Genomic DNA, 5,603 nt, shown 5'->3' on the forward strand with positions numbered 1-5,603 from the left:
GGTTTTCGACAGCGGTTACGCTTCAGTTCATCGAGGTCCGAAGGAGTCGGTTCGGCAGTGTGTTTTCGCCGGATTGACGGTTCGATCTTCTCGGTCGAAAGCGGAGAAAAAGAGGTGTTGACAGCAGCGTGTAACGCTGTAGAATTCGCCTCCCGCTGACGAGAGATCGGAAGCGCAAGTGGTTGAAGTTGCAAAGGAAACTTTGAAAACTTCTTAAAATAACCGCTTGACAGATACAGAGGCTGCTGTAGAATGCGCGCCTCGGTTGAGACGAAAGACTTAACCAACCGCTCTTTAACAACTGAATCAAGCAATTCGTGTGGGTGCTTGTGGAGTCAGACTGATAGTCAGAAAGATTATCAGCATCACAAGTTACTCCGCGAGAAATCAAAGATGTAACCAACGATTGCTGAGCCAAGTTTAGGGTTTTCTCAAAACCCAAAGATGTTTGAACTGAAGAGTTTGATCATGGCTCAGATTGAACGCTGGCGGCAGGCCTAACACATGCAAGTCGAGCGGTAGAGAGAAGCTTGCTTCTCTTGAGAGCGGCGGACGGGTGAGTAATGCCTAGGAATCTGCCTGGTAGTGGGGGATAACGTTCGGAAACGGACGCTAATACCGCATACGTCCTACGGGAGAAAGCAGGGGACCTTCGGGCCTTGCGCTATCAGATGAGCCTAGGTCGGATTAGCTAGTTGGTGAGGTAATGGCTCACCAAGGCGACGATCCGTAACTGGTCTGAGAGGATGATCAGTCACACTGGAACTGAGACACGGTCCAGACTCCTACGGGAGGCAGCAGTGGGGAATATTGGACAATGGGCGAAAGCCTGATCCAGCCATGCCGCGTGTGTGAAGAAGGTCTTCGGATTGTAAAGCACTTTAAGTTGGGAGGAAGGGTACTTACCTAATACGTGAGTATTTTGACGTTACCGACAGAATAAGCACCGGCTAACTCTGTGCCAGCAGCCGCGGTAATACAGAGGGTGCAAGCGTTAATCGGAATTACTGGGCGTAAAGCGCGCGTAGGTGGTTCGTTAAGTTGGATGTGAAATCCCCGGGCTCAACCTGGGAACTGCATCCAAAACTGGCGAGCTAGAGTATGGTAGAGGGTGGTGGAATTTCCTGTGTAGCGGTGAAATGCGTAGATATAGGAAGGAACACCAGTGGCGAAGGCGACCACCTGGACTGATACTGACACTGAGGTGCGAAAGCGTGGGGAGCAAACAGGATTAGATACCCTGGTAGTCCACGCCGTAAACGATGTCAACTAGCCGTTGGGAGCCTTGAGCTCTTAGTGGCGCAGCTAACGCATTAAGTTGACCGCCTGGGGAGTACGGCCGCAAGGTTAAAACTCAAATGAATTGACGGGGGCCCGCACAAGCGGTGGAGCATGTGGTTTAATTCGAAGCAACGCGAAGAACCTTACCAGGCCTTGACATCCAATGAACTTTCCAGAGATGGATTGGTGCCTTCGGGAACATTGAGACAGGTGCTGCATGGCTGTCGTCAGCTCGTGTCGTGAGATGTTGGGTTAAGTCCCGTAACGAGCGCAACCCTTGTCCTTAGTTACCAGCACGTCATGGTGGGCACTCTAAGGAGACTGCCGGTGACAAACCGGAGGAAGGTGGGGATGACGTCAAGTCATCATGGCCCTTACGGCCTGGGCTACACACGTGCTACAATGGTCGGTACAGAGGGTTGCCAAGCCGCGAGGTGGAGCTAATCCCATAAAACCGATCGTAGTCCGGATCGCAGTCTGCAACTCGACTGCGTGAAGTCGGAATCGCTAGTAATCGCGAATCAGAATGTCGCGGTGAATACGTTCCCGGGCCTTGTACACACCGCCCGTCACACCATGGGAGTGGGTTGCACCAGAAGTAGCTAGTCTAACCTTCGGGAGGACGGTTACCACGGTGTGATTCATGACTGGGGTGAAGTCGTAACAAGGTAGCCGTAGGGGAACCTGCGGCTGGATCACCTCCTTAATCGACGACATCAGCTGCTTCATAAGCTCCCACACGAATTGCTTGATTCATTGAAGAAGACGATTGGGTCTGTAGCTCAGTTGGTTAGAGCGCACCCCTGATAAGGGTGAGGTCGGCAGTTCGAATCTGCCCAGACCCACCAATTACTGGTGCACCCTGTAGCGATACGGGGCCATAGCTCAGCTGGGAGAGCGCCTGCCTTGCACGCAGGAGGTCAGCGGTTCGATCCCGCTTGGCTCCACCATTACAGATTGGTGTCCATCGTTTAAAGCTTAGAAATGAGCATTCCGCTGATTGGCGATGAATGTTGATTTCTGATCTTTATCAGAATCGTTCTTTAAAAATTTGGGTATGTGATAGAAAGATAGACTGGATAGCACTTTCACTGGTGTTTATTCAGGCTAAGGTAAAATTTGTGAGTTTAATCGCGAATTTTCGGCGAATGTCGTCTTCACAGTATAACCAGATTGCTTGGGGTTATATGGTCAAGTGAAGAAGCGCATACGGTGGATGCCTTGGCAGTCAGAGGCGATGAAAGACGTGGTAGCCTGCGAAAAGCTTCGGGGAGTCGGCAAACAGACTTTGATCCGGAGATGTCTGAATGGGGGAACCCAGCCATCATAAGATGGTTATCTTGTACTGAATACATAGGTGCAAGAGGCGAACCAGGGGAACTGAAACATCTAAGTACCCTGAGGAAAAGAAATCAACCGAGATTCCCTTAGTAGTGGCGAGCGAACGGGGACTAGCCCTTAAGTGGCTTTGAGATTAGCGGAACGCTCTGGAAAGTGCGGCCATAGTGGGTGATAGCCCTGTACGCGAAAGTCTCTTAGTCATGAAATCGAGTAGGACGGAGCACGAGAAACTTTGTCTGAATATGGGGGGACCATCCTCCAAGGCTAAATACTACTGACTGACCGATAGTGAACTAGTACCGTGAGGGAAAGGCGAAAAGAACCCCGGAGAGGGGAGTGAAATAGATCCTGAAACCGTATGCGTACAAGCAGTGGGAGCAGACTTTGTTCTGTGACTGCGTACCTTTTGTATAATGGGTCAGCGACTTATATTCAGTGGCGAGCTTAACCGAATAGGGGAGGCGTAGCGAAAGCGAGTCTTAATAGGGCGTTTAGTCGCTGGGTATAGACCCGAAACCGGGCGATCTATCCATGGGCAGGTTGAAGGTTAGGTAACACTGACTGGAGGACCGAACCGACTACCGTTGAAAAGTTAGCGGATGACCTGTGGATCGGAGTGAAAGGCTAATCAAGCTCGGAGATAGCTGGTTCTCCTCGAAAGCTATTTAGGTAGCGCCTCATGTATCACTGTAGGGGGTAGAGCACTGTTTCGGCTAGGGGGTCATCCCGACTTACCAAACCGATGCAAACTCCGAATACCTACAAGTGCCGAGCATGGGAGACACACGGCGGGTGCTAACGTCCGTCGTGAAAAGGGAAACAACCCAGACCGTCAGCTAAGGTCCCAAAGTTATGGTTAAGTGGGAAACGATGTGGGAAGGCTTAGACAGCTAGGAGGTTGGCTTAGAAGCAGCCACCCTTTAAAGAAAGCGTAATAGCTCACTAGTCGAGTCGGCCTGCGCGGAAGATGTAACGGGGCTCAAACCATACACCGAAGCTACGGGTATCACGTAAGTGATGCGGTAGAGGAGCGTTCTGTAAGCCTGTGAAGGTGAGTTGAGAAGCTTGCTGGAGGTATCAGAAGTGCGAATGCTGACATGAGTAACGACAATGGGTGTGAAAAACACCCACGCCGAAAGACCAAGGTTTCCTGCGCAACGTTAATCGACGCAGGGTTAGTCGGTCCCTAAGGCGAGGCTGAAAAGCGTAGTCGATGGAAAACAGGTTAATATTCCTGTACTTCTAGTTATTGCGATGGAGGGACGGAGAAGGCTAGGCCAGCTTGGCGTTGGTTGTCCAAGTTTAAGGTGGTAGGCTGGAATCTTAGGTAAATCCGGGGTTCTAAGGCCGAGAGCTGATGACGAGTTACCTTTCAGGTGACGAAGTGGTTGATGCCATGCTTCCAAGAAAAGCTTCTAAGCTTCAGATAACTAGGAACCGTACCCCAAACCGACACAGGTGGTTGGGTAGAGAATACCAAGGCGCTTGAGAGAACTCGGGTGAAGGAACTAGGCAAAATGGCACCGTAACTTCGGGAGAAGGTGCGCCGGTGAGGGTGAAGGACTTGCTCCGTAAGCCCATGCCGGTCGAAGATACCAGGCCGCTGCGACTGTTTATTAAAAACACAGCACTCTGCAAACACGAAAGTGGACGTATAGGGTGTGACGCCTGCCCGGTGCCGGAAGGTTAATTGATGGGGTTAGCTAACGCGAAGCTCTTGATCGAAGCCCCGGTAAACGGCGGCCGTAACTATAACGGTCCTAAGGTAGCGAAATTCCTTGTCGGGTAAGTTCCGACCTGCACGAATGGCGTAACGATGGCGGCGCTGTCTCCACCCGAGACTCAGTGAAATTGAAATCGCTGTGAAGATGCAGTGTATCCGCGGCTAGACGGAAAGACCCCGTGAACCTTTACTATAGCTTTGCACTGGACTTTGAATTTGCTTGTGTAGGATAGGTGGGAGGCTTTGAAGCGTGGACGCCAGTTCGCGTGGAGCCATCCTTGAAATACCACCCTGGCAACTTTGAGGTTCTAACTCAGGTCCGTTATCCGGATCGAGGACAGTGTATGGTGGGTAGTTTGACTGGGGCGGTCTCCTCCTAAAGAGTAACGGAGGAGTACGAAGGTGCGCTCAGACCGGTCGGAAATCGGTCGTAGAGTATAAAGGCAAAAGCGCGCTTGACTGCGAGACAGACACGTCGAGCAGGTACGAAAGTAGGTCTTAGTGATCCGGTGGTTCTGTATGGAAGGGCCATCGCTCAACGGATAAAAGGTACTCCGGGGATAACAGGCTGATACCGCCCAAGAGTTCATATCGACGGCGGTGTTTGGCACCTCGATGTCGGCTCATCACATCCTGGGGCTGAAGCCGGTCCCAAGGGTATGGCTGTTCGCCATTTAAAGTGGTACGCGAGCTGGGTTTAGAACGTCGTGAGACAGTTCGGTCCCTATCTGCCGTGGACGTTTGAGATTTGAGAGGGGCTGCTCCTAGTACGAGAGGACCGGAGTGGACGAACCTCTGGTGTTCCGGTTGTCACGCCAGTGGCATTGCCGGGTAGCTATGTTCGGAAAAGATAACCGCTGAAAGCATCTAAGCGGGAAACTTGCCTCAAGATGAGATCTCACTGGAACCTTGAGTTCCCTGAAGGGCCGTCGAAGACTACGACGTTGATAGGTTGGGTGTGTAAGCGCTGTGAGGCGTTGAGCTAACCAATACTAATTGCCCGTGAGGCTTGACCATATAACACCCAAGCAATTTGCTTAAGAGCGAGTTGCGGTGTGTGAAGACGAAACGAACCGAAAGTTCGAGAAAACACACAAAGCTATTACATACCCAATTTGCTGAAGCGTCGAAAGACGAGTCGGCACACCGAATTTCTTGACGACCATAGAGCATTGGAACCACCTGATCCCATCCCGAACTCAGAAGTGAAACGATGCATCGCCGATGGTAGTGTGGGGTTTCCCCATGTGAGAGTAGG

General features: G+C 51.4%; 2 tRNA genes and 3 rRNA genes. All 5 read left to right on the forward strand.

What is annotated here, in order from left to right:
* Positions 1–450: 450 nt before the first annotated feature.
* A 16S ribosomal RNA gene (locus J4D28_RS30260) occupies positions 451–1,987 on the forward strand.
* 65 nt (positions 1,988–2,052) lie between these two features.
* Positions 2,053–2,129, forward strand: a tRNA-Ile gene (locus J4D28_RS30265).
* Between the two features lie 26 nt (positions 2,130–2,155).
* Positions 2,156–2,231, forward strand: a tRNA-Ala gene (locus J4D28_RS30270).
* A gap of 239 nt (positions 2,232–2,470) precedes the next feature.
* Positions 2,471–5,362: ribosomal RNA gene (locus J4D28_RS30275) — 23S ribosomal RNA — on the forward strand.
* Between the two features lie 137 nt (positions 5,363–5,499).
* Positions 5,500–5,603: ribosomal RNA gene (gene rrf, locus J4D28_RS30280) — 5S ribosomal RNA — on the forward strand; the annotation flags it as partial.

Origin of the sequence: Pseudomonas sp. GW531-T4, assembly GCF_017349615.1 — a bacterium.
GTDB classification, from domain to species: domain Bacteria; phylum Pseudomonadota; class Gammaproteobacteria; order Pseudomonadales; family Pseudomonadaceae; genus Aquipseudomonas; species Aquipseudomonas chlororaphis_I.